General features: G+C 37.8%; 19 protein-coding genes. 12 read left to right on the top strand and 7 right to left on the bottom strand.

Annotation, left to right across the window (positions count from 1 at the left end):
* Positions 1-1,284 (bottom strand): Fic family protein (locus tag AC1DDX_RS12500; protein ID WP_477622104.1); only part of this gene is annotated, 1,284 nt, incomplete at its 3' end.
* Positions 1,285-1,751: 467 nt separating this feature from the next.
* Here AC1DDX_RS12500 and AC1DDX_RS12495 point away from each other — a divergent pair.
* Positions 1,752-2,495, top strand: a complete 744-nt coding sequence (locus AC1DDX_RS12495) for a DUF2625 domain-containing protein (protein ID WP_216854323.1) — start codon at positions 1,752-1,754, stop codon at positions 2,493-2,495.
* 755 nt (positions 2,496-3,250) lie between these two features.
* On the opposite strand, the gene AC1DDX_RS12490 is transcribed toward AC1DDX_RS12495, so the two are convergent.
* Entirely contained in the window at positions 3,251-4,843 is a 1,593-nt protein-coding gene (locus AC1DDX_RS12490) for a DUF4932 domain-containing protein (RefSeq protein ID WP_477622103.1), read from the bottom strand.
* Between the two features lie 1,977 nt (positions 4,844-6,820).
* On the opposite strand from AC1DDX_RS12490, the gene AC1DDX_RS12485 reads away from it, so the two are divergent.
* The 10 genes from AC1DDX_RS12485 (at position 6,821) to AC1DDX_RS12440 (ending at position 19,646) form a co-directional block, all read left to right on the top strand.
* Positions 6,821-9,706, top strand: coding sequence for a glycoside hydrolase family 2 TIM barrel-domain containing protein (locus tag AC1DDX_RS12485; protein ID WP_337716647.1), 2,886 nt, complete (start codon positions 6,821-6,823; stop codon positions 9,704-9,706).
* A 986-nt stretch (positions 9,707-10,692) separates the two neighbouring features.
* A complete protein-coding gene (locus tag AC1DDX_RS12480) occupies positions 10,693-10,887 on the top strand; it encodes a hypothetical protein (RefSeq protein WP_172659964.1) in 195 nt (64 codons plus the stop codon).
* 76 nt (positions 10,888-10,963) lie between these two features.
* Complete coding sequence (locus AC1DDX_RS12475) at positions 10,964-11,173, top strand: hypothetical protein (protein ID WP_172659965.1); 210 nt, start codon at positions 10,964-10,966, stop codon at positions 11,171-11,173.
* A gap of 99 nt (positions 11,174-11,272) precedes the next feature.
* On the top strand, positions 11,273-12,205 hold the full coding sequence (gene gwsG, locus AC1DDX_RS12470; RefSeq protein ID WP_288879080.1) for a grasp-with-spasm system ATP-grasp peptide maturase: 933 nt from the start codon (positions 11,273-11,275) through the stop codon (positions 12,203-12,205).
* Position 12,206: 1 nt separating this feature from the next.
* Positions 12,207-12,368, top strand: a complete 162-nt coding sequence (locus AC1DDX_RS12465; RefSeq protein ID WP_172659967.1) for a hypothetical protein — start codon at positions 12,207-12,209, stop codon at positions 12,366-12,368.
* Positions 12,365-13,453 carry a hypothetical protein gene (locus AC1DDX_RS12460; RefSeq protein ID WP_288879081.1) on the top strand — a complete coding sequence of 363 codons (1,089 nt, stop codon included), beginning with the start codon at positions 12,365-12,367 and terminating at the stop codon, positions 13,451-13,453. Before AC1DDX_RS12465 ends, AC1DDX_RS12460 begins: the two co-directional genes overlap by 4 nt.
* Position 13,454: 1 nt before the next feature.
* A complete protein-coding gene (locus tag AC1DDX_RS12455; RefSeq protein WP_337716651.1) occupies positions 13,455-15,647 on the top strand; it encodes a peptidase domain-containing ABC transporter in 2,193 nt (730 codons plus the stop codon).
* Positions 15,637-16,944: an HlyD family secretion protein gene (locus AC1DDX_RS12450; RefSeq protein WP_172659970.1), complete on the top strand. Its 1,308-nt coding sequence runs from the start codon at positions 15,637-15,639 to the stop codon at positions 16,942-16,944. Before AC1DDX_RS12455 ends, AC1DDX_RS12450 begins: the two co-directional genes overlap by 11 nt.
* 32 nt (positions 16,945-16,976) lie before the next feature.
* A complete protein-coding gene (locus AC1DDX_RS12445) occupies positions 16,977-18,887 on the top strand; it encodes a histidine kinase (protein ID WP_337716653.1) in 1,911 nt (636 codons plus the stop codon).
* A 12-nt stretch (positions 18,888-18,899) separates the two neighbouring features.
* The gene (locus AC1DDX_RS12440; protein WP_172659972.1) at positions 18,900-19,646 is read left to right on the top strand and encodes a LytR/AlgR family response regulator transcription factor; all 747 of its coding nucleotides are present in this window, start codon (positions 18,900-18,902) and stop codon (positions 19,644-19,646) included.
* A 38-nt stretch (positions 19,647-19,684) separates the two neighbouring features.
* On the opposite strand, the gene AC1DDX_RS12435 is transcribed toward AC1DDX_RS12440, so the two are convergent.
* The 4 genes from AC1DDX_RS12435 to AC1DDX_RS12420 all read right to left on the bottom strand — a co-directional run bounded on the left by AC1DDX_RS12435 (position 19,685) and on the right by AC1DDX_RS12420 (position 23,291).
* Positions 19,685-20,521 carry a hypothetical protein gene (locus tag AC1DDX_RS12435; RefSeq protein ID WP_337716655.1) on the bottom strand — a complete coding sequence of 279 codons (837 nt, stop codon included), beginning with the start codon at positions 20,519-20,521 and terminating at the stop codon, positions 19,685-19,687.
* 170 nt (positions 20,522-20,691) lie between these two features.
* Positions 20,692-22,518: an ATP-binding protein gene (locus AC1DDX_RS12430; protein ID WP_477622102.1), complete on the bottom strand. Its 1,827-nt coding sequence runs from the start codon at positions 22,516-22,518 to the stop codon at positions 20,692-20,694.
* Between the two features lie 136 nt (positions 22,519-22,654).
* Positions 22,655-23,029: a LytR/AlgR family response regulator transcription factor gene (locus AC1DDX_RS12425; RefSeq protein ID WP_477622101.1), complete on the bottom strand. Its 375-nt coding sequence runs from the start codon at positions 23,027-23,029 to the stop codon at positions 22,655-22,657.
* Positions 23,030-23,078: 49 nt separating this feature from the next.
* On the bottom strand, positions 23,079-23,291 hold the full coding sequence (locus AC1DDX_RS12420; protein ID WP_477622100.1) for a response regulator: 213 nt from the start codon (positions 23,289-23,291) through the stop codon (positions 23,079-23,081).
* A 202-nt stretch (positions 23,292-23,493) separates the two neighbouring features.
* On the opposite strand from AC1DDX_RS12420, the gene AC1DDX_RS12415 reads away from it, so the two are divergent.
* On the top strand, positions 23,494-24,093 hold the full coding sequence (locus AC1DDX_RS12415; protein WP_337716660.1) for an insulinase family protein: 600 nt from the start codon (positions 23,494-23,496) through the stop codon (positions 24,091-24,093).
* Between the two features lie 377 nt (positions 24,094-24,470).
* Here the strand turns inward: AC1DDX_RS12415 and AC1DDX_RS12410 are convergent.
* A partial coding sequence (locus AC1DDX_RS12410; protein WP_477622099.1) for a hypothetical protein occupies positions 24,471-24,673 on the bottom strand: 203 nt, incomplete at its 5' end.

The following is a 24,673-nucleotide window of genomic DNA, read 5'->3' as shown; positions in this document are numbered from 1 at the left end:
ATGCTGTTCCTTTTGCAAGAGTTCAAATAATTCAGGCATGGCATCACGCATAGCTTCAACACTCAGTGGTACGTGCTTTGATGAACTGATATAGACTTGGTGACTCCGGTAGCCAGCCAGATCTGAAGCTTTTAGTATTCCAGCTTGTACACTCGGATCAAAAAGTTCCCGGTACCATTTCTGATGGTCTTTATCTGCTTGCAATCCAGCGTTCTCTCCCTGAAGGATTTTTTCCAATGTTTTTTTTACTTCCTGAAAGGCTTGGAAATAACCTCTTGCAGCCATAGCATCTTTCTGTTTACGGTCTTGTTGGGAGCTATCTTTGTCCCATTCACCGCTGCTCACTTTAGCAATGAGCTCAGGGGTAACTTTGTAACGTTCAATGGAAAGAGAGTGGTAAGCATCTGTTAGATACACTTCATCTACTATTTTAATATAAGCTTCCTGATCTGCCGGTACACCAGGAGCTTTCGGGAAATCTTTTATAATGATTTCACTCATTTGCTGCCACATCAACCGTATGCGATTGACAAAAGGGGATCGCTCACGTGGGCTGATCGCTATTTGTAATTTTTCCTGAAAGGGGTCATATTCTCTGATGTCATATCCCGCTTGTCTCATCGTATCAATGATTTGGTCAGCAATCCTATCCCTTCCAATGTTCCGGAACGCACCGCTCAACCTACCGCTAATGGTAGAGTGACCATTGTCAAGCAAAATAGGTAATAGTTCTGAAGCATCGCTAATACTGGCTAAGGTGATGCGGCAATCCAGTGGTTTTGATCGATAGATCCCTTCGGTGCTATATATCAGTGCTGCCTGCAGGTTGTACACCTGGAGGTTATTGATGGTAGTCATCAATTCCTTCGCAGGAATTTCAGCCCTATAATTGAACAGAGAGGTGTTATGGGGGAAGGAAATGGGGCTGTTATTTGCTTTTGGTGAGCGCAGATGAAGTTGTGTGGGTACTGTCCAATTACCCGCATGTAGCACGAGCGATTGGTCTGCCGAAAGGCACCAGTTTCCTTCATACTTGTGCCGAATAAATTTGGTGCAGAAATCCCAATAACAGCTGTACCAGGATGTTGTATCTCCTGGGACTTCAGAAGGGTTAGATGAGATATACCAGCCTTTAGAGACTTCTTTTATAAAGCCATTCTTCAAAAGGATCTCCCGTTGGGAACGGCTTGGGATTTCATCTGTATGGATTCCTGCAGATCCTTTTTCCTGAAGTTCTTTTAGCGTTACTAATGCTTCTGCAAATTTTTCCTTTGGTGTTGCCATAGCCTTTTGATTTTGTTCTGCTGGTGTTTCTTATCAGTCTGTTAACTCCTGCTGAATTAACACTTCCTCCTTAGAGTTCTTTTTTGTTACGTCGTTTCTTAATAGATTCAATAATATCTATTCATATTTTATAGTTGTGTTATTTCTATTGTTTATTGTTGTGTTGTTTCTATTGTTTGTTGTTGCGTTATTTCTATTGCTTGTCGTTGTGTTAGTTCTATTGCTTATTGCAAATATATGATTATTATCTGTTTACCTCTCCTTTAATAGTCCTAATTGTATTGCCTGTCTGTGTTCTGTTTAGTTAAATATGTCCTGCATTTGAGCTTTACACTTTGTGAAAAGAGTAGCCAAAAAACGTATAAGAAATTGCAAATTAATAATGCTTAGCGTATATTTTAATTATTTTACCATCTAGAAGACTTGCGTATATTTAAGAGTAAGCGGCTATTTTACAGACCCCTATTATGACACGACATTTTATTGCAACAATACTGACCCTAATAACTTTGACAACGACAGCACAAAACAAAATGCGACCAGTTGACGAACTAATAAATAAGACCGACTCAGGTTGGACACTTGTAAAAGATTGGATTAAATCTGCCAAAAACAAAGTTGAAATTTTGGCGGTTGATACAGTAAAAGCAAAAGACGCTTTGTATAAAATCCAAGTGACAACACGTTCGCCAATGGGTGCAGTTGTTTATATGACAGGTGGGCTTTTAATTGATGATGGTTGGATTAGAATTCTTGGTTCGGGCAATGCAAAACTTGGTCGGACACTTCCAGATTGGAACAAAGGAAAATCATTTAAAGAATTTGGAGAAATACCATCATTTTTGCTTATCGCTGACGACGCTGTTGGCGGACTTTACCTTTTGAACGGCGGTGGGCTTGGCAAGGACTTTGGAAAAATCTATTATTTTTCGCCTGACAATTTAGAGTATGAATCGCTTGACATTACATATACAGAATTTCTACAATTTTGTTTTAACAACGACTTAGACAAATTTTATAAAGGCAACCGGTGGACAAAATGGAGAGACGAAGTTTCAAAGTTAGACGGTGACAAAGTTTTTAGTTTTTATCCATTTCTTTGGACAAAGGAGGGTAAAGACATAAATAAAAATACACGAAAAGCAGTTTCGGTTGAAGAGCAATACAGTTTAAACCTTGATATGCGGAAACAACTTGGGCTTGATAAATAAAAACAGCCGCTTCATTAAAAAAGGCATATATTTCAAAAAGGCTGAATTTGTGTTAAGTTGTGGAGGACTAATGGATGCCAACCCGACATCAGGTACAATGGTGCTTTCCGGCTGAGCTATGGGTTTGAATGTGTGTTTAGCCAGAAAGCCAACAAAACTGATACCACATTTTCATGCATTAGCAGCGCTTGTTGATCCTGCTTACTTAGAGGAATTATTTCGGTGATGATGTAAGTATTTTCGAATTTTCGCAACCTATAATGTAAACAATCAAATGATGATGAAATTTATGTGCATTATGTTGTTGTTCTGCCTATTTTCCTGCGGACAACAATCTTCACCCGATGGCAGGTCACGTTTAAGAGATGCGGCGATACAATTACAGATTGACAGTATGAAGCGGCAGAATATTGCGTTGCTGGACAGCATTGCCAATATTAACAGGAAACTAAATGCAATAAAACGATGAACCTAACTATCAGGAAAGCCACTGTCACCTTGCTTTTTTGCCTGCCTTTTACTGTGGGCCTTGCGCAGACGAATATTCTTGCTTAAAAACAATAGATGATGAAGCTGTCTGTTTAGTTATCTACTGAAACACCCTTAAATTGATTGGTTTTATTGAAGATTGCTTTGTTGGCCTTCAAGACCTACTAACGATAAAATGCCAGTTTATTTCAAGAATTACGAAAATAGGCGAAGAACCACTTTCCCCGAAATACGCATATATCACGACTTTAGCTGATGAAACCTATCTACTTTGCTACCCAAACCTGTGCCTGCCTACTGAAATTCCCCTGCCGGAGTGTAGTAAAGTTCTGGAAAATATGGTAGTTGCCACTTCCATTTATGATCTGGTTAAAGTCTACCACATCCGCCGGGCTCTGACCAGTGTACACCGCCATCATGTTTTGCGGGTTGACCGGATTTACCCAGCCGATCAAGATTCCGTAGCCTTTTCCTGCATAAATATTTTCAGCGATTACCTTTTCATCTCCGACATGCAGCGGGATTTGCGGCATGTACTTTTCCAGAAACTTATTCCCCTTGACGCTTCCCCAGACAGATAGGTTGTAGCCCGTTAAATCCATTTTCAGCGCAGCGGTATCGGCTACCATTTTTGCTTCTTTGAGCGAGCCAATCCTGTTTTTAAAACCGTTCATGAAGTCTTTCAGCTTCCGGTCTGCAACCTGGTCGGTTTCGGCTGTTGAATAAATAAACAGGATGTTTTTCTTATCATAGATGTCCCCGATCTGCGGAATAGCAGCAAGGTCAGGCGCCTTCACGATCTCCGGCATAAAATTGTCGAGCGTTGGATATTTCGACCGGTTGGACTCATAGTGCTTTAAAGCCGCAATCAACGGATTTAAGTAGATCCAGCGCATTCCTTTCTGGAACCTGAAATAGTTCAAATCTGCAGCCTCTTCTCCGAATTTCAGGGCCGCCATCCGGCAGGCAATTGCCTCTGTGAGGTGTTCTTTGAAAACTACCGGCCAGGAGTGATAAGCCTGCGCCTTCATGGACTCGCGGATTGGTTCTAGTAAATGCCCCATGGGCTCAAACTGATCCTGGATTTTCTCCACAGCAGGATTAGCGAAGGAATGCGCGAACTCATGCCAAAGCAACTTATAGAGCCCTCGGACGTCAAAAGTCGGCACCCTGATCGCTGTTTTTTCCGGGGAGATCACCGCATACAGTTCCGCGCCGTCCCTTTTGAATATTCTTGGTCCAAAATTCCCCCAGCCTAAAAAGTTCAGGATCACGTTAAACTGAACCTGCTTTTTATCCTTCGCTCCGCAATAGTCCATCAGTCTGTTCTTTTCATCAAAATCAGGCAGGTTATACGCCAAGGTAGCTAGCGATATCTGATAGAGATCCGAATTGCTGTTAAAAAAAGCGGCGTAATTTGATTTCCGGCAAAAATCCTTCATCAGGATACGCAATGAATCCAGTGCAGGATTTTTCTTTTCTGATACTTCAATATCCTTGCGCCAATCCAGCTCCTGTGTCATGTGCAGCATAAACCAGATCGGCCCGTCAATTGTGGTAAAGAGTTTTCCGTACAATGGATTTTTTGAAAGATAGGCAAAGAGCTGATGGTCTTTGTACAGCGTAAATGCCGCTGCTATTTTTTGCTTATAATCCAGGTCTATAAAATTGGTTACCGGAACGCCAGCCAATACCTCCATCGTATGAAACAGTTCGATTCTCGGATCAACCGAGAAATTCACCTCATTTAAAACGATCGTGTTTTTCCTGAATTTGGCTCCGGATGTCCCGCTGAATGCTTCAGTGGTAAAAACAGCAAGCAATATAACAGCAAAGAGGGGAAAGGTTATTTTTTTCATATGTTATGTATTTAGCGTTCGTGTTTGTTCAGGGCCGAGCTCAAGCGATAGGACGCTGATAGCTCCTTCCATGTTGCACCTTTTTCATTAATAATTCATAAGGATTATAAACGATTATGGTATTTCTAATTTTTTTTGCTCCACCGTCCCCTTGCTGGAGTGAAAGTAGCATCATCCAGGAGGCGCTATGAAAAAATGTGACGAAACCCCAATAAAATGTGATGAGTAGATAAAAGCTGGATTAAAAACCGGGGTGACGTCTGGGTAGATAAATGAGGCGAGTAATGTAAAATCAATGAATTAAGTGTTCATTAAGGCTTGCTGATGATTAAAGCCGTAGGATCCACTAACATAAATATTTACCTATTTGATTTCCGCTGTTATACCTTTTGCATTTTTTACATTTTTACTTTATGTATGGCTATGGAATACATTTGGAAAAACTGTTTTAGAAATCTCAACGAACAAAATGTGCGTAAGACAGAAAAACAAATTATTTAGCAAGACTAAAACTTATCTGAAATCAGAAATACAAGAAGTTTATATCCTTGACTTAATTATGAGAGGACACGTTTTCTTATTAGACCAAATTACTTATTCTCAAACTCCAACCAATCAATCGTCGTGATGACAAACGTAAACAGGCAAGACAGAATAGTAGATTGGTTGACAATAGCTCAAGCAAATGATTTATTAAACAAAATAAAGTCCACATTAATCTGCTATAAGCAACTACAAAATGTTTAACCCAAAACACAATATGAAGGAAATCCTAAACGTAAAAACTGCTTTGGGACACCTATCAATTGTCTTCATTCTTATACTATTTATTTGTGTTTTTCTATATATGCTTGGTATTCCGCTAATATATTGGGCGACATTTGGGGAAGGCGCATCATCTGATAGAACCTATGAAATGCCCATACATATTTTCATTGAAAACTGGGGTGCATTAATCATTATTTTATTGGCTTGTGCAATAGCAATGATATATAATCTTAATAAGCGTGACATCAGGCATTCGAAATCATATCTAATAACGGCGGCGGTAATTTCAGTTTTGTATATATTTAGAAATCCAATCATAGACGTATTTATTGGAATTAGCTGAAGACAATTGCTGCTCATAGCAAGGATTTTGCAATAGTGGGGCGAAACTGCAAAGTTCAACGCCAGTTTTTCGATTCAACTTTTGTACAAAATTGAAGATTTTTGCTTTCTTGTTTCTGTTTGTTGGAAATACAATTACAATATTATTGGCCTGGAAAATGTGCTGTTGGTCCTGAACAAATTGTTATTTATCAAACACCAAGCGGTGAAACTGCAATTGATGTAAAAGTTGAGTAGAATACTGTCTGGCTAGCATTAAGTCAGATGGCTGAACTGTTTGGTAAAAATAAATCAACAATTTCAAGGCACCTTAGTAACATATACAAGGAAGAAGAATTGGATCAAGAAGCAACTGTTGCAAAAAAGGCAACAGTTCAAATAGAAGGAAATATACAGTCAGCACCATTCCCGCCAATTGCACACATTAAATCTGTTAGGTTTCCTAAAAACCATTCGGTGTCATATCCGGACAATAGCTGTTTTAACTTTTTTGATTTCTGTTCGAGGCTCATAATTTAAATCTAGTTTAGTTTATAATGCTATATTATGGTGATATTGTCCATCAAAACCGTTTGTTTGTCCATTTATATTGTACATCTTGTGTCCTAATTTAGAGCGCCAAATATCAATAATATGACTCTGAACTCATCCTGAACAGATTTTAAAACATATACCCAAACAGGATAAGCTTCATAAAAATTTTGGGCTGTAATTCCCGTGTCCTAACCAAATTTTAAAACAAACCTATGAACAAGAAAATTACTACCCTAATTTATTATAGTATACCCCAGAATGAAATCAAGAGTAATCAGTTAATTACCCAGAATCCGGCTTGATAGCATGCGCGTAGCCCACTTTCAAATACAAATGGACAAGATTAGAAAACGTTTAAATTATATTCTGGCAGCGCTGTCAGTGGTCATCATTACAGCATGCGATGCTTTTGCTCAGATAAAAGCTGAGAAGAGTGCCGCAATAGATCTGGCAGGCACCTGGCAGTTTCAGACTGACTCCCTAGATCGGGGCATTGCTGAGAAATGGTACAGTACCAAACTTAAGGAAAAAGTAAAGCTTCCGGGATCAATGACTACCAATGGTATAGGCAACGACATCACTGTACATACACCTTGGACTGGCGAAATCGTAGATTCATCCTGGTTTTCGCAGCCTCAGTACGCAAAGTACAGGAGGCAGGGAAACATAAAGATTCCTTTCTGGCTGCAGCCGGAGAAATACTATAAGGGGGCAGCCTGGTATCAGAAAAGCGTTACTATACCTGCATCCTGGAAGGGCGAATTGTCAGAGCTTTTTATTGAGAGAAGCCACTGGGAAACAACAGTTTGGGTAGATGACGTCAGAATAGGAATGGAGAATAGTCTGGGTACAGCCCATGTATTCCAGTTGAAAGACCTGCTAACACCTGGTAAACACGTGATCACCGTGAGGATAGATAACCGGGTAAAGGACTTTAACGTGGGAATGAACTCACATAGTATCACTGATCATACCCAAACGAACTGGAATGGTATGGTTGGAACATTACAGCTCAGGGTCAGGCCGAAAATATATGTTTCAGACCTGCAATTATACCCAGATATTCACGCCGGACTGGTAAGAGTGAAACTCAAAGTTAACAACCCGACAGGAGCTAAAGGCATGGCACAGCTGAACTTATCGGCAATTTCTTCTAGGGCAAACGCTCGACGGTTAAAGACCTTAGTTAAGGACGTGGTGCTGAATGGAAAAAGCGTTGATCTCAGTCTAGTATACGCAATGGGTAGTCGTCCTTTACTTTGGAATGAATTTCATCCCGATCTCTATCGTTTTGCCGTCAATCTAAAAACCACCCTTAACAATCTGCCGGATCAACAGGAGCTCCTATTTGGTATGCGTGAGTTTAAAACCAGGGGCACACAGTTTATCATGAATGACCAGCTTACATTTTTACGAGGCACCCTCGACTGCGCTTCGTTTCCAAGAACTGGTTATCCGCCTACGGATTTGGCCTCATGGCTCAAAAGTTTTAGTGCCATTAAACATTATGGTTTAAATCACGTCAGGTTTCATTCTTGGTGCCCGCCGGAAGCAGCTTTTGCGGCAGCTGATCAACTGGGAATATATCTGCAGATAGAATGTTCCTCTTGGGCCAGCACAGATGCTGTAATAGGTGATGGAAGGCCATTAGATGAATATATCTACAAGGAAAGTGAAAGAATGGTAAAAACTTACGGGAACCATCCTTCATTTGTGATGATGACTTACGGCAACGAGCCTAGCGGTAAAAATCATGTGACTTACCTTACAAAGTTTGTCAACTTCTGGAAAGTCAAAGACACAAGGAGGCTATACACCACTGGTGCAGGCTGGCCTGTAGTTGATCAAAGCGATTACAATAACACTCCAGACCCCAGGATACAGCGGTGGGGCGAGGGATTGAACAGTATACTGAATGGCCGGAAACCTTCGACAACGTACGACTGGAGTGACATCATATCCAAGTGGAAACAGCCGTCGGTGAGCCATGAAATCGGTCAGTGGTGTGTCTATCCGGATTTTAAAGAAATGAAGAAATACACTGGCATCCTGAAACCGAAGAACTTCGAGATCTTTCAGGACAGATTGAAAGAAAACGGAATGTATATGTTAGCTGACAGTTTCTTGATGGCTTCTGGAAAATTACAGGTCCTCTGTTACAAAGCTGATATTGAAGCGGCTCTGAGGACTCCTGGTTTTGGCGGTTTCCAACTGCTTGGATTAAATGATTTCCCAGGACAGGGAACTGCCCTTGTAGGTGTACTTGATCCTTTCTGGGAAGAAAAAAATTATGTGACCGCAGTTGAGTACAGACGTTTTTGTAATGCTGTTGTACCATTAGTCAGGCTTCCCAGCATGATTTATACCACCAGCGAGCAGCTGGTGGCACCGGTTGAAGTAGCAAACTTCGGTGGTAAAGCACTTGCCGGTGCAAAAGTAAGTTGGACCATCACTAAAACTGATGGCACCCCCCTCTACCATGGTGAATTTAATCCGGTAGATATTGCATTGGGCAACGGTCAGCATATTGGCACGATCCGCCAAAAATTCAGCACCATTCAATCTGCAGAACAGCTACTTTTAAAGGTAAAGACAGTATCGGCAGAAAATTCATGGGATATTTTTGTCTATCCCACCGTTCTGCCTGATATTTCAAAGGAAGTGCGGGTAACGCAGGTATTGGATGATGAAGCTGTCGAGGAACTAAACAGCGGTGGCAAAGTACTATTGACTTTAAAAAAGGGATCTATTAAGCCAGAGATGGGCGGTGATATCAAGGTCGGTTTTTCAAGCATCTTTTGGAATACAGCTTGGACGAAAAGCCAGCCCCCAACCACACTAGGTATCTTGTGCAACCCTGAACATCCTGCCTTTGCTGCATTCCCAACAGAGTACCATAGTAACTGGCAATGGTGGGACGCAGTCACCCATTCAAGCGCGGTAAGAATGGATGCTCTCAGTAAAAAAATCAACCCTTTGGTGAGGGTCATTGATGATTGGGTTACCGCCCGACCACTGGGTCTGATTTTTGAATGTAAAGTGGGCAAAGGAAGCCTGATAGTTAGCGCTATTGACCTGCTATCTGATCGTGATCAGCGTCCGGAGGCAAGACAATTATTATATAGCCTGCAGAAATACATGGAGGGAAATGCTTTTATGCCGGAAGTATCAATGGATATAGCTGACATCCAAAAGCTCACTAGTGAAAATAGCTTATAAGTATTCAGAAGGTAAGTCGCTGATTCCAGCGTTGATGATCTGATAACCAAAGCCTGCCTGGTAGATCTTTGTTGTAAAAAGGGCTGGGAAGGACTTGGTGGAGCCTGGCCGCAGCCATATCCTGCGGTCAGGCTGTCACCAAAAAGATAATTTATTTCATTCAAGTTGAGCCATTGGTCTTCTGAGTCTGTGTTTCCTAAAGCGTTGCCGGAAAGGTCACCTGAAATGTCATCCGTTTCTTCTCATCTTCTTTGTTTTGAAGGTCCGATTTCTTCTGTACCTGTTTTGCTTAGCGGGCCATCGCTGTTGATGTAGTCTTGATTTCCTGAGTTTCATGACTGATTGATATGCAGTAAAGAAATTAATTTTTTGAATGCAATCTGACTATTGATAGATTATAATATTAGGTCATAGGGGAAAAAAATACCCAATGTACATTAAACCTTCTTATAAGTCGTATCATTAATCACCCCATCGAAAAGTTTATTTTCAATATTTTAAATTTTTGTTTCAATCGTCGCAAGTTTTGTTGCTAGAATTTTATGCCTTTGATCCCTTACCTCAAGGGTAGTCTTTGGTAAGTCAGTACCCTTTCTATCAGCTTGTCAAGAAATTCTGGAGTGAAGCTGATGTATTTCGGTAATTCATATAATATTTATTTTTACCCTTGCTCCAACCAGCTGTCATATTTGTACTGCAACAAGGACTTTGTAAAATGCCCTTCAAAGGAAATTCTTCCTTAGGTTTGGGATTCATGGATCTTTTACCGTTCCCGCTTTTCGAATAATCCTTTATGAGTGTGAACTACTTTTTAGATACTTTATAAAACGAATATTTATAAAGAGCCTACGGAAATAGATTTAAAGCTATCAAATATCAGTTCTTCCTTGCATCAATTGCAGTATACACCGAATTTGCCTTCGACAAAAGCCTATGCGCCAGGGTAAGTTGGCGAGTTATCTATCAAAATTTAAATTATAACCATTATGAAAATCAACCAATTGTTCGAAAAACGAATTGAACTAAAAAATTGCCAAATCAATGGTGGTCGGTTAGCTGCCACCCAAAAAACCACTTCAACCAGTACCTGTGTTCAGGGCTGTTCAGACACCAGATACACGGTTAAAGACGACAACAAGACTACGATTCAGGTTTGTACCGACTATAACTGTCCGGATTAACACCAGCTCTTACGCGAACAATAACCATAATCTGGAAAAATTAATCTAATTATTTTAATAAGCAAATTTCAAAAAAATGAAAATTAATAAAGGTTTATTCGAGAAAAAGATCGACTTAAAAAGCTGTCAGATCAACGGAGGCAAAATGGCCTTTGGTACAATGAGCGATTGTCAGGTACGAACCGGTACAACCAGTTGCCCAGATACACATTATACGTATTATAATGATGATGGAAGCATCAGAAGCACCAGGACGGTTTACAATCTTTCAAATTCTATTGATTAAGAATTGAAAAATAAAAATGGAGGTACATCCTCCATTTTTAACGGGTTAACGGGTAGTAAGGCAAAACTAATTTTAAACCAGTTTACAACATATAAGTATATGGTCATAATTTTCTCCATCAGCGACGATTACTCAACAAGCAGGGTAATTAACTGGTTAATAAACCTAAAGAAAGATTTTATACGAATTAATGAAAATACCGATGTAAAATTAATTTCTCTTACAGATACAGCCTTCACCCTCCATATTGATGGTAAAACAGTTTGTAGCAATGAAATAACAAAGATCTGGTATAGAAGAGGTGATCTGTTTTTTCAACAAAACTTTGACAGCGAATATCTGAATAACTACCTGTTAACAGAAAATGAAAGCTTAATGGAATATATCCACTACACTTTCGATAAAATGGAATCGATAAACAATTTCGCAACCAGAGATGTCAATAAACTTCAGGTACTTGATTTATGCAATAAATTTAAAATCCTGACACCAAACTTTATGGTTAGCGGCAATAAAGGCGCTCTGTTGGATTTTTACAACAAAGAAAAAAACATCATCTCCAAACCCTTAAACTCGCCACTCTCTGTTTACGATTCAGATAACTTTATTCACTTAGCCTATACAACAGAAATCGACGTAAATGATATCAATGAATTACCAGATGAGTTTGTTCCTACATTTTTCCAGAAAAACATTATAAAAGATTACGAGATAAGGTGTTTTTATCTGGACGGAGATTTCTATGCGATGGCAATCTTTTCGCAAAAAAATAAAAGGACCGAAGTAGATTTTAGAAACTATGATAATTCAAAGCCAAATCGATTAAATCCCTATCAGTTTCCAAAGTCTTATCAAAAAAAGATTAAGCAGCTGCTAGATCATATCGGCCTAAATTGTGCTTCATTTGATGTCGTTTCTTCTAAAGAAGACCATCAGTATTATTTTTTGGACCTTAACCCTATAGGCCAGTTCGGTATGGTATCTAACCCCTGCAACTATAATCTCGAAAAGGCTCTTGCTTTAAACCTCTGATATGAAAAAAATTAAAGTTGAAATACAAAAAGGAGTAGCACCTGTTCATTTAAAATCTTTAATCAAGAAAGAAAGGCCCGACTACCTCATTAAAACCAGGGCATCAAAGATTTTTGCCACCAACAGTTTACAATTAGACCTATTTTATAAATCGCCGTTATGAGGAAATTCTTTCTAAGAAACCAGTTATGTATTCCGGTCAAAGGTTACAATAGGGCAATCATTTATGATATACTTCGAAAAGATTATTTCTTCATTTCGAAAGCACATTTTTACATTTTAGATACAGATGATTTCATCGACTTTAATAAAATCGAAGATGAGGAAGAAAGGCAATCCCTCATTGATTTTTTAATTAACGAAGAAATTGTATTCGAACTTGCCGATCAAAACCAGAAACAATGCTTTACAGCGCTCAACAGAAAGCTAGAAGTACCCAATAAAATCACAAACATTGTACTGCATACCAATGTAGACCTTAATTTCTTTGATTGCATTAAAGAGGAATATATTCTAAATCTATCTATTATTGCCCCTCAGGTAGATGATAACTTGTTTAAGGTTTTAAAAAGGATAGACACCCTTGAAATAGATAGTGTTTACCTATACATCGAAAATTTCGATCACGATGCTTTAGAAGATCATCGTAAACGGCTAAGCGATCATAACTTGGTTTTTTCTGTAAACTTTTTCAATTCAAAAAATAGTATAGAAAAAACCGAGCTGTATCAAAACGTCTACTTTAATTATTTTGATGAAGAATTTACAGTCTATAAACGCAAATTAACGATAGATAAACTAGGCATCAATACAGAGCATTTTTTAGAAGCTTATAACTTCCATTCCTATTATTTTGGCAAGGTGTATATCGATAGCGATGGTAACATCAAAAATGGTTTAAACAATACCCTAAGCTTTGGCCAGGTTAAATCAATCTCTTCGGTGCAGTTTTTAAATCTGATCTCATCCGATCAGTTTCAGGAATTGGGAAATATTCAGAAAGATAGTATGCTGGTTTGTTGTGATTGTGAATTCAGGTACATGTGTGTAGATAGTCGGGTTCCTGTTAAAGGTATTGACAAGTGGTATCATCCAATCGAATGCGCCTACAATCCGTATTTATCAAAATGGGATGATGAAGTAGACTACCTTGATCTAAATCACTGCGGGGTTACTATTTCAGCCTCCGGATGCTTTATAGATAAGGAACAGTTATCTCAAAAATTCAATAGTATCTGGTCTGCTTAATATGAAAAAATTCCCCTTTTTTAAACAGCCTGACGCTAAGGATTGCGGTCCAACTTGCCTGCGTATTATAGCTAGGTACTATAATAAAAGTATTCCATTACAGCAAATCAGAATGCTTTCTGAAACAACCAGAGAAGGAAGTGGTTTAATGGGGCTTAGTAATGCAGCGGAGCATTTAGGGTTTAGAACATTGGGGGTTAAGATAGATTTCAATACGATGGTTGCAGATGCACCGTTGCCTTGTATTGTGCATTGGAATAAAAACCACTATGTCGTAGTTTATAAAATTGATAAAGCAGGCCGGGTTTATATTTCAGATCCCAGCTTTGGTTTAATTACTTATACCAAAGAAGAATTTTTAAAATGTTGGATTGGTGAAAATGCGAATGAAAATACAGAAGAAGGTATTGCGCTAATTCTTGAGACCACCCCTGAATTTTATAAAAGTGAATTTGACGATGAAGAAAAGAAAGCAAGCTTTTCTTTTTTATCTAAATACCTGCTTAAGTACAGGTCACTTGTTGCTCAGCTTATAATTGGCCTTTTGGCAGGGAGTATATTATCCCTCATTTTTCCTTTTCTTACTCAAAGTATTGTAGATGTAGGAATTCAAAATCAGGATCTAAATTTTATATATCTGGTCTTACTTGCCCAGGTTATGCTCTTTTTAGGTAAAATGGGCTTAGAAATTATCAGGAGCTGGATAATGTTACACCTTTCTGCACGCATAAATATAGCTATCATTTCAGATTTTTTCATTAAGCTTATGAGGCTTCCCATCAGCTTTTTTGATACCAGAATGACAGGAGATATCATGCAAAGAATTAACGATCATCATAGGATAGAGCAATTGCTTACCAATTCTTCGCTCAATACACTGTTCTCGATGGTTAACCTGGTTATTTTTAGTGTCATTCTGTTAATTTACGACTACCGTTTGTTTATCGTTTACTTAATTGGGGCAGTTTTATACATTGGCTGGATTAGTTTTTTTCTGAAAAAAAGAAAGGAGTTAGATTATAAAAAGTTCTCGCAAACGGCACAGGAACAAAGCAAGGTAATGGAACTCATTAACGGCATGCAGGAAATAAAAATGCACAATGCCGAAAAACAAAAGCGTTGGGATTGGGAATTCCTACAGGTCAAATTATTCAAAATTCAGATAAAGGCGCTTTCGTTAGAGCAATGGCAGTCTGTTGGAGGAGGTTTTATCAATCAAGTCAAAGATATTTTGGTAAGCTTCCTGGCCGCAAAATTAGTTTTAAGTGGAAACCTTACCTTGGGTATGATGCTCTCTGTGCAGTATATTATTGGCCAGCTTAATGCGCCGTTGTTACAATTGATTGATTTCATCAGGCAAGCCCAGGATGCCAGAATATCGTTAGAAAGGTTAGGAGAGATTCATGATAAAGAAGATGAAGAAAATACCAGCGAGCAATATGCTACAGAAATACCACAGCAAAATATTGCGTTGAATAACCTCTCCTTTAGGTATACCGGCTCAGATTCTTTCGTCTTTCAAAATTTAAACCTGACCATCCCATACCAAAAAACAACTGCAATTGTTGGTGCGAGTGGTAGCGGAAAAACCACACTGCTAAAGCTATTGACAAAGTTTTATGAACCTAGTACTGGCGAAATTAAGATAGGAAACACCAACATGAAAAATATTTCGCCCAGGTTTTGGCGTAGTCACTGTGGTGTTGTGATGCAAGAAAGCCATGTGTTTGATGATACTATTGCCAATAATATAGGTATTGGTGAAGATATTGTAGATAAAGAAAAACTACGAAAGGCAATTGATATTGCCAATATTAAGGAGTTTATAGAAAGCCTGCCTTTGAGTTATAATACTAAGATTGGTAACGAAGGTTTGGGAGTAAGTGGTGGTCAAAAACAACGGATTTTTATTGCAAGGGCGGTTTATAAATCACCCGACTACATCTTTTTTGATGAGGCTACAAGTGCATTAGATGCCAATAACGAAAAGATAATTATAGAAAATTTAGAGCAGTTTTTTAAAGGGAAGACTGCAATTGTTATTGCCCATAGATTGTCTACAGTAAAACATGCAGATAAAATTATTGTATTGGACAAGGGGATGGTTGTAGAAGAAGGCAATCATGCCGAACTGGTGTCAAAAAAGGGAGAGTATTATAGATTAATCAAAAATCAACTGGAACTTGGAAACTAAGAAAGACATATTAGACCAGATAGAACTGCGTTCTGAAAGTGTTCAGGATCTTCTGTCTGAACCACCGCATTGGATGTTTCGTTGGGGAAATGTGATTATTTTTTGTGCGATTTTGATGATTTTGATGATGAGTTATTTGATCAGGTATCCAGAATTTGTGCCCGCCACCATTATCGTAACCTCACAGAATCCTACCGAAAAGGTGGAGGCAAGAACTGATTCCAGGATTGAAAAAATATTCATCAAAGATCATCAAAAAGTGAAGAAAGATGAGGTATTAATGGTTTTACAATCTACAGCAAATTATAAAAATATTCTGGAACTTAAGATGATTGTAGATTCTATTTCTTCAGTTCAACTGTTTTCMTTTCCGGTTCAAAAAATATCAGCTTTTAAATTAGGAGAGCTTCAAAGCGACTACAATGCCTTTGCAAAAGCCTTCCAGGATGAAAAGTTGTTTGCAAAATTTCGCCCCTATGCCCCAGAGCATATTGCTGCCAGCCAGAATATTGCTGAATATAGAGGGCGAATAGTAACCTTAAAACAACAGAAAGATTTGGAACTTGAAAAATTCGAGCTGATAAGAAAAAATTATCAACGCTCACAAAAGCTGTTTAGTCTGAAAGTTATTTCAACAATGGAATTGGAAAGTGAAAGAATTAAATTTTTACAAGCACAGCAAAGTTTAGAAAATATCAATATTTCAATATCTCAAACAGAAGAGGGCATCTCCAATTTTTATAAAACAAAAAGTAGCGCAACAATAAATACCGAAAAAGATAAAATTAATTATGCCTCTCAAACTTTACAGCTGTTTGAACAATTAAGAAAGTCATTAAAACAATGGGAGCAGAGTTACCTGATTGTTTCTTCTACAGAGGGTATTGCAAGTTTTCAGCAGTTTTGGGGAGAAAATCAGTTTATAAAAAGAGGGGATGCGATCTTATCTGTATTGCCCATCAATAATAAAACGCTGATTGGGAAAATGTCAGTCTCAGCAACTAATTCCGGAAAAATTTATTCGGGGGGTAAAGTGCTCATCAAATTGGAGAATTATCCTTATCAGGAATATGGTATTGTAGAAGGAAGAGTGCAAAACATATCTTTGACCCCTGATGCAAAAGGAAATTATTATGTAGATGTTATTCTTCCCAAAGGGCTAAAAACTTCTCATTATAAAAGTCTTATTTTTGATAAAGAGCTTAAAGGCAAGGCCGAAATCGTAACCCAGGATTTAAGGTTAATTGAAAGGGTATTCTATCAGTTCAGAAAACTTTTAAGATACCAGGTTGATTAGAATTGGAGGATCTTGATAAATAATTTTAATGAATGAATAGCACAGTAACCCCTCTTGTTCGTTTTCTGTTTTGTGGTGCCTTGATATTCTGTGCATGCAGAAATGAAGAAAATACTTCTAAAATGCAGAAAAAAAATATGCATAGGAGCAATCCTGAAAAGGATTATCTGGAAGCAGTTATAGCGATGGATACCCTATCAACTGAGACCTACAAAAGAGTAATTGATAAGCATGACAGTCTTTTTAAGATTTATAACAATCCAGTTGACCCCTATCTTCATTATTTCAAAGGGAGAAAGTATCTGTTAGAAAAGAAAAGAGACAGTGCGATTGCGGAGTATCAGAAGATGAAAAGCAAAAGGCTCAATGACACGATAGAACTATTGAAGACTTACAGTATTCTAAGTCAGAGCTTTGGAGATGGACTATTGGTAGAATCAGGAGTAATGGAAAAAATAATTTCCGCTATGGAAGTTGCAGAACGGACTCATAGCCCTATTACTTACCGATTTTACGATTTGCTGGCCAAAGCTTATTTTCAAAACCAGAATGAGAAAGCATCGTTCAAATACTCGGGGCTGTATTATGAAAATCATCCATATAAAACTCATTCAGTTGTTAAACAACGTTACTATGATATTTCTTTTCTGCTGGCATCTCGATTAGGAGATGATCAGAAAATGAAGTTTTATAATAGCAAGGCCCGTGAACTGGCTGTTAAAATTGGTGACAGCCTTGCCATTGCCCGTAGCTACGATAATGAATCGCAGATTTATGCCAGGCAGAATCAGAATGAAAAATCTTTGCAATATAGTAGGTTATATTTCAATTATCTGAAAAAACATAACAACCTAAATGACATTGCTTTTAACAATCTGGCCACATCTTTTATTCGAAATAAGCAGCCCGATTCAGCAATCAAATATTATCGTGAGGGTATTGAACTCGAAAAAAAGAATCTGTTTAAAAAACGAAAAGGACTGTATTACAACGGCCTTAAAGATGCCTATGTACTAAAGGGAGATTTTGCCAGGGCGATGGAGGCTGCAGATTCTGCTTATACTATCGAACTCAGGAATTTTCAGGCAATTGAAGCGGTTAAAATTGCGGAATTGCAGGAGAAATACGAAACTGAAAAAAAGGACCAAAGTATTCAAGAACTAAACGAGCGAAATAAGTTAAACGAAGCCGCTATAAAGCAGCAACGCTGGACGCTTGTTTTACTCACATTGATTTTTTTGAGTATTTTTCTTTTCTTTTATATTCTTTACAATCAACAGCGTTTAAAGCAAAAAAACAGATTACTAAAATCTGAGAACCAAAGACTAAATATTGAACAAAAGTTGTTGCAAACTCAACTAAATCCACATTTTATTTTTAATGCAATTGCGAACCTTCAGAGTTTAATAGCCTCGGGTCATGTTGAAGAACCTGTTTGTTATCTTAACTCATTTTCTAGTTTACTGCGAGGAGTTTTAGAGCAAAACAGAAAGGATTTTATTGAGTTAAGTGAAGAATTAAATTCCTTAAATAACTATATCCGACTTCAACAAATGCGTTATGTAGGTGTGTTTGATTATCAGATAATTGTAGATGAAGGTTTAAATCTTGAACACATACTTATCCCTCCAATGCTTATACAACCCTTTGTAGAAAATGCCATAGAACACGGTTTTAGACTTATAAGTCATAAAGGCATGTTAAACATCTCATTTAACAAGGTAAATGAGATGTTATTCATAAGTGTGGATGACAATGGCAGTGGACTCAGAAGTAATGATGTAAACAAACAAAAGAAGCAATCCTTAGCCCAGGTTATTTTGAGAGAGCGATTGGCACTACTTTTTTCATCACATGAGCAAAGTGCAAAATTTACGGTTAACGATAAAAAAGAAGGCCATGGCGTAATCGCTGAAATCACAATACCCTTAATTGAAGAATAAAAGACGATAAAAATGAAATTATATATCCTCGAAGATGAAGTGCGAATTATGCAGCATATTTTGCAGATTGTAAAAAAAATCAGCTATCTCGAAGTAGTAGGCGTCACAGATAGAGTTTCGATAGCTGCAATCGAGATACCTGCATTGGCACCGGATATTATTCTTGCGGATATCCGGCTAAAGGATGGTGATAGCTTTCACCTTTTCGATGAGATCGGAATGAATGATTTTCAGGTAGTTTTTCTTACTGCTTATGATCAGTATGCAATTCAAGCATTGAATTTAGGTGCTTTCGGCTACCTGCTTAAACCTATAGATGAGATTTCTTTAAGTGCAATTTTTAATAAATGTTTTCATCATCGGGAACAGGAAAGCTTTAGTCAGCAGCAATTGGCCATTGCCAAAGCACATTACCTTGCACAAGGAGTAGGCGCAGCCAGACGTGTTGCACTAAAAAGCATCGAATGCATTGAAATCGTTGCGATAGATGACATTGTGTTTTGTAAGAGTGATAAAGGATATACAACCTTTTATTTAATAGATGGAAGAGAAATACTTGTTTCAAAAGGGCTAAAAGAATATGAGAGCTCACTTACCCCATTCGGTTTTTTGAGGTGCCATCAATCTTATCTGGTAAATTTTCAATTCGTTAAAAAGTATTACCGTGAGGGTTACTTACTGATGGAAAATAAAGCACAGATATTGGTCTCAAGCCGAAAAAAGGAAGAGGTGTTAAAGTATTTAGAGAATATTGCTTAGTTCGATAAACTCATATCTGTTTGTTCGGAATATACCGGCTAATCGGCCCTCACAAACCATTCATCATAAGCCGCCTCTTGCCCATTTCCATCTGTAAGTATGCCGGATGTATGGAGCTTACCGTTTTCAAATTTTAAATCAAATTTTGCTTTCATGCTCTTAAAATCCTTGTATGAAGCAAAACTAATAAACTCTTCATAAACACCATTTTTTAAGGTGTATAGGCCACCCGCACAGGATACTACAAGCTTCTGGTTATCTGCCTTTGGAATAGCCTGTTCACGTATGACTACAACCATGCCCGGAGTAAATACTTTGCGCATGCTTGCCGAGGTGCTATCTGCAGTAAACACGCTGCCATCAGGATTATTTACCCGCTGAGATATTACTCTCCAGGTCCCGGTTAGTTCTTTGCTTTGTGTCGGAACTTCAACCTTGCTATACCATTCATCGTAAGTGGTGATGATTCCATCAGCACCCGAAAGGGTACCAACTGTATGCATTTTGCCATTTTCCATTGTCAATTTAAACTTCACCTTTAGGTCCTTATAGTCTTTATAGGAAGCAAATTCTGTAAACTCTTCATAAACGTCGCCATTTAAAGAATAATGGCCGCCGGCACAAGAAACTACCATTTTTTGATTGTCTAATTGTGGTATTCTTCTTTCGCCGACATTAACAAACATGGTTGGCGTATAAACCTTTATCTGATTTAAAGCGGCACTATCGGAAGTAGTTACACCGCCTTCAGAATTTATAATTTTTTGAGATACCAATCTCCAGGTCCCTTCAATGTTAAGCCGGGTTTGCCCAGATGAATTTAGGGAGAAGATCACTAATATAGCGATGGTAAGAGAGATAATTTTAGCGTTCATACTTATATTTAGTTTCTCTAAGATAAGAATCTTATTTAATGAAAAGATGATCTTGCCAATAAAGGCCTGTCACTTGTGTAACTGCTCCCGGGTAAAAACAATGAGCTAAAAAATGGATGATATTGAACATTTTATAAAATGGATAAGTTGGCAATCTGAAAAAGAAGGAATCATGCTTTTAATGGAATGGAATATGAGAATATGGCGCCATTTGGTTCTGCATTCTGTGCCCAAATTCGACCCCCAAGTTTTTGAATAAAATCTTTGCACATGGAAAGGGCTATCCCCGCTCCATGTTGTGTAGATGAACCGAAGTTACTGGATACTGAAAATAGTTTACTGAGCGTCTGCTCATCCATTCCGCGGCCTTCATCTGTTATGGATATAGTAATCAAATGATCGTCCTGTGTGCAACTAATTGTAATTGTCCCACCCTCAGGGGAGAATTTAGCGGCATTAGACAGTAAATTTCGATTAACGAATTGTAGCATTTCCTTATCCGATGTTGCAATTACGTATTTTGGTATTTGGTTTGACAATGTTATCTTTTTTGGAATCATTTGCGGCATAACAATGTCAGCCGATTCACTAAAAAGGTCATGCAGTACTAGTGTTTCAGCTTTATATTGATAACCGGACAATTGTTGTTTGATCCATTGCAATATGATGTCGAATGACTCCAGCATATCTGAAGCTCTCTTTTCTATATCACCATAAAACTGTTCCATTTCCTCTTTCGTAAATTCTGGATTGTCCTTCATTAAACCAGCAATGCTTATTGTAGAGATAAGTGGAGTTCTGAAATCATGTGCTAAAATAGAGAAGAGTTTGTTTTTGAATTCGTCCGTTGCCTGTAGGGTCTTATTTTGTTCCAATATTTGCCGGTTGAGTTTTCCCAGCTCACTTTCATGTTTACGCGAAACCTGGTATAAGCGATACATGAAAAGGAGTAGAAATAAACTGACTACACAAATGGACACCAGCAGCCATATTTTGGTCTTGCTATTTTTATTTATGATACTTAAAACAGCATTATCACCTTGTATGATATTGTATTTAATGTAATCTCCAACAAATTTTTTCAAATTCTCATTCTCTTCGGCCATTGTGGTTTCCAGTAGCTTCTGAACGCTGATAATTTTATCCTTATTGCCCAATAATTCAGTAAAGCTTAAAACATCCTGCAATAATGGGATCAACGCCACTACATAACCGTTTTCTTTAGCCAATTGATAACTACTCCATGCATAATGCAAAGCACTATCTGGTTGGTTTTTATAATATCGGGCGTAGGAATTCAACAAGTAAATTTCCTGTTCATTAAGCTCATATTTTCGCGCTTCAGCTAAGGCATCAGCCAGCACCTTTAACGATTCTTTAATACGACCTTTTTTTAGTAGAAAATCGGATTCTAACTCCTTTACTCCAATTAGCATTCGGTAATCATTATACCTGGAAGCAATTTCCCGAGTTTTATTTATATAGTACTGACTACTATCATCAGAAAGAGTTGAATTAGCCATGCAATAATTGGCATACGCCAGGCTCATAATACTGTCTTTACTTCCTGTTCGAATGACCTGTCTCAAAAGATTAAGAGCTTTTGTAGAATCATTAAGACTTCCATATACATTGCTCATATTTATTGTTACCTGACTAACGTTTGCGCTGTCCTTTTGAGCGCTATAAGCAGACAATGCTTGGGTTAATAGTTGAAGAGATTCCTGGTACATCCCCCTCATAGCGAAAATAGTCGCTATAACATTATCAGCATCTGCTACTCCTTTCGGATATTGTAACCTAGTGGCCATCTCTTTGGCCTTTATACTATAATAAAGAGCGCTATCCAGATTCCGCATATGATAGAGCATTCCTAAGCGGTTTATGGAATTGATATAACCGATACTGTCTTTAACAGAAGACAATTTCTGTTTCTCTGCTCTTATTAAATTGGATTGTCCTTGTATTGTGCCATAACAAAATAGTAGGACCGGCAAAAAGTAAGGCAATAGTTTTGGTAAGCGCATGGTGAAAATAGGAATAGATCAAACTAATTTAGTTTTTAATTTAAATAAACTCAATTGAAAATAGACTTATTCATTTCATTTATTTATAGATTGCGCCTTGAGATGGTTACAGAATTTGCATCCGTTTATTTAATAGCGGTCTATAGGTGTCAGATACAGGAATCATAGTGTGATTGACGATTAATGTGCCCCCCTCAATGGAATCTATTTTTCCAAGGTTAACAATAAAAGACCTGTGCACTTTGAAAAATGTATTTTCGGGTAATTTTTGTTCTACAGATTTCAAGGATGAATGGATAGAGTAGTTGGTATTTGAAAGGAAAATTTTTATATAGTCTCCCTTAGCTTCAAAGTATAAAATATCAGATAATTTAATTCGTTTAATGATATTTGAATCTCGGATAAACACAAATTCATCTGCTTCATTTGCAGCCTGCTTTTTGGTTTTGATCAGATTTCGAGCCTTTTGTACCGCTTTCAAAAACCGAACAGATCCTATTGGTTTTGTTAAAAAATCAACTACGTTTAAATCAAAAGCTTCTATAGCATAATCTATTTGAGAAGTACATTCTGGGCATCTCAATATCTAAAAAAATGATATCAATATCGTTGTTAAGAATAATCTGATGGGCTTCGGCGGCATTTGTACATTCACCAACCAAGAATAAGGATGGGTCTAAAGTTATTAATTTCTTTAAAACGGCTCTAAATACCGCCTGGTCATCTACAATTAAGCAATTCATCAGAAATAATCTATTTATTAATCCAATATACGTTAATATTTCTATTCAGTAAAGGTACAGCCCGTATTAAACATCACTATAAATTATAACGCTTCAAATCCCCATTTCGACGACAGAATTTGCCTTTCTATCTCCTTTTCGTTTCGCAGATCGTGTTTCAGCAATAGTTTTGATTAATCAATTCACAAAAATATAAGCTATTATGAAAACTATTAAAAACTTTATCATCGTAATTATTTCAGTATTATCTGTCCAATTAGCCAGTGCTCAGTCCATTTCAATGAAAGATCCTGTTAGTTTTAAACTAAAAAATGGGTTGACCATAATTGTTGCAGAGAATGGGGAAAGTAAAAAAATATTTGCAGGTTTTACAGCAGATGAGCGAGCAACTGAAAGCAGTAAATCTGGTGTGCAAGAAGTATTTAACGTTATGATGAATTTCAGCGATAAGGGCGGTAATATAGCTGCAAATACCTCCGATTTTGCTGCCACCTTAATGATATTCTCAAAATCAATACAGGAACCTGCCTTAAACCAAACTTTTTTTGAAACAGCCTTAGCAAAAGTAATTACTAGTGTGAATGCGAAAGACCGCTATTATCCCGAAACAATTACAGAGGCATCACTTCAGGCTATAACTTTAAACGATATCAAAGCATTTTATAGTAAGAATATTATTCCTTCAAATGCATATCTGACTATTGTGGGCAATATCTCTGTCTCCGAGGCTAAAGCTTTAGCAAAGAAATCTTTTGGGGAATGGAACAACCGTTCTAACTCGGAACTATTGGCTACCAAATAGCCTAAATTTAATGGATGAGTTATTGATTAGCTGTACAGAATTATTTTTTTGCAGCTTTTCCTGTTATGGTATATACAGGTTGATATGAGATTGGATTTAGGCTAGGGCTTTATTTGCATTAAATCAATTCATTACAATAGAGCAATAGGGCTTCGTGAATCGGCACCGCATTCGGGAATATGTTGGTGCGTGCCACATTTGGTAAATATGGTGTTTTGGTGTTTATCCTAATACTTACTTTACCGGCTTATATCGAGGAAGGTTTGTGGGATGGTTTTATATGGAAGGAACACACCAACGTATTTTCTATTTTCTCTTCCCTGCCACAAATAATGGACATCAGTATACTAACTTTTCTAGTCCCTTTACTTGCACTGTCACAAAGTACGCATTATGTACTGGATGGCTTTATTTGGAAATTGAAAAGCAGTGAGGGAAAATAGCCTAAAACATCCGCTCATTTTTTCTTGTAAATCTCCATTATGATCGATAAAATGACCTCTAGGTGTTGCAAGGGACTCCCAGCTACCCCGCATAGACTTAGGTGTTGCAAGGGACTCCCAGCTACCCCGCATAGACT

Source organism: Pedobacter sp. 10L46_2, from assembly GCF_056395165.1.
Note: the sequence above shows the minus strand (reverse complement) of the source record. Positions and strands in the feature narration are given on the sequence as shown.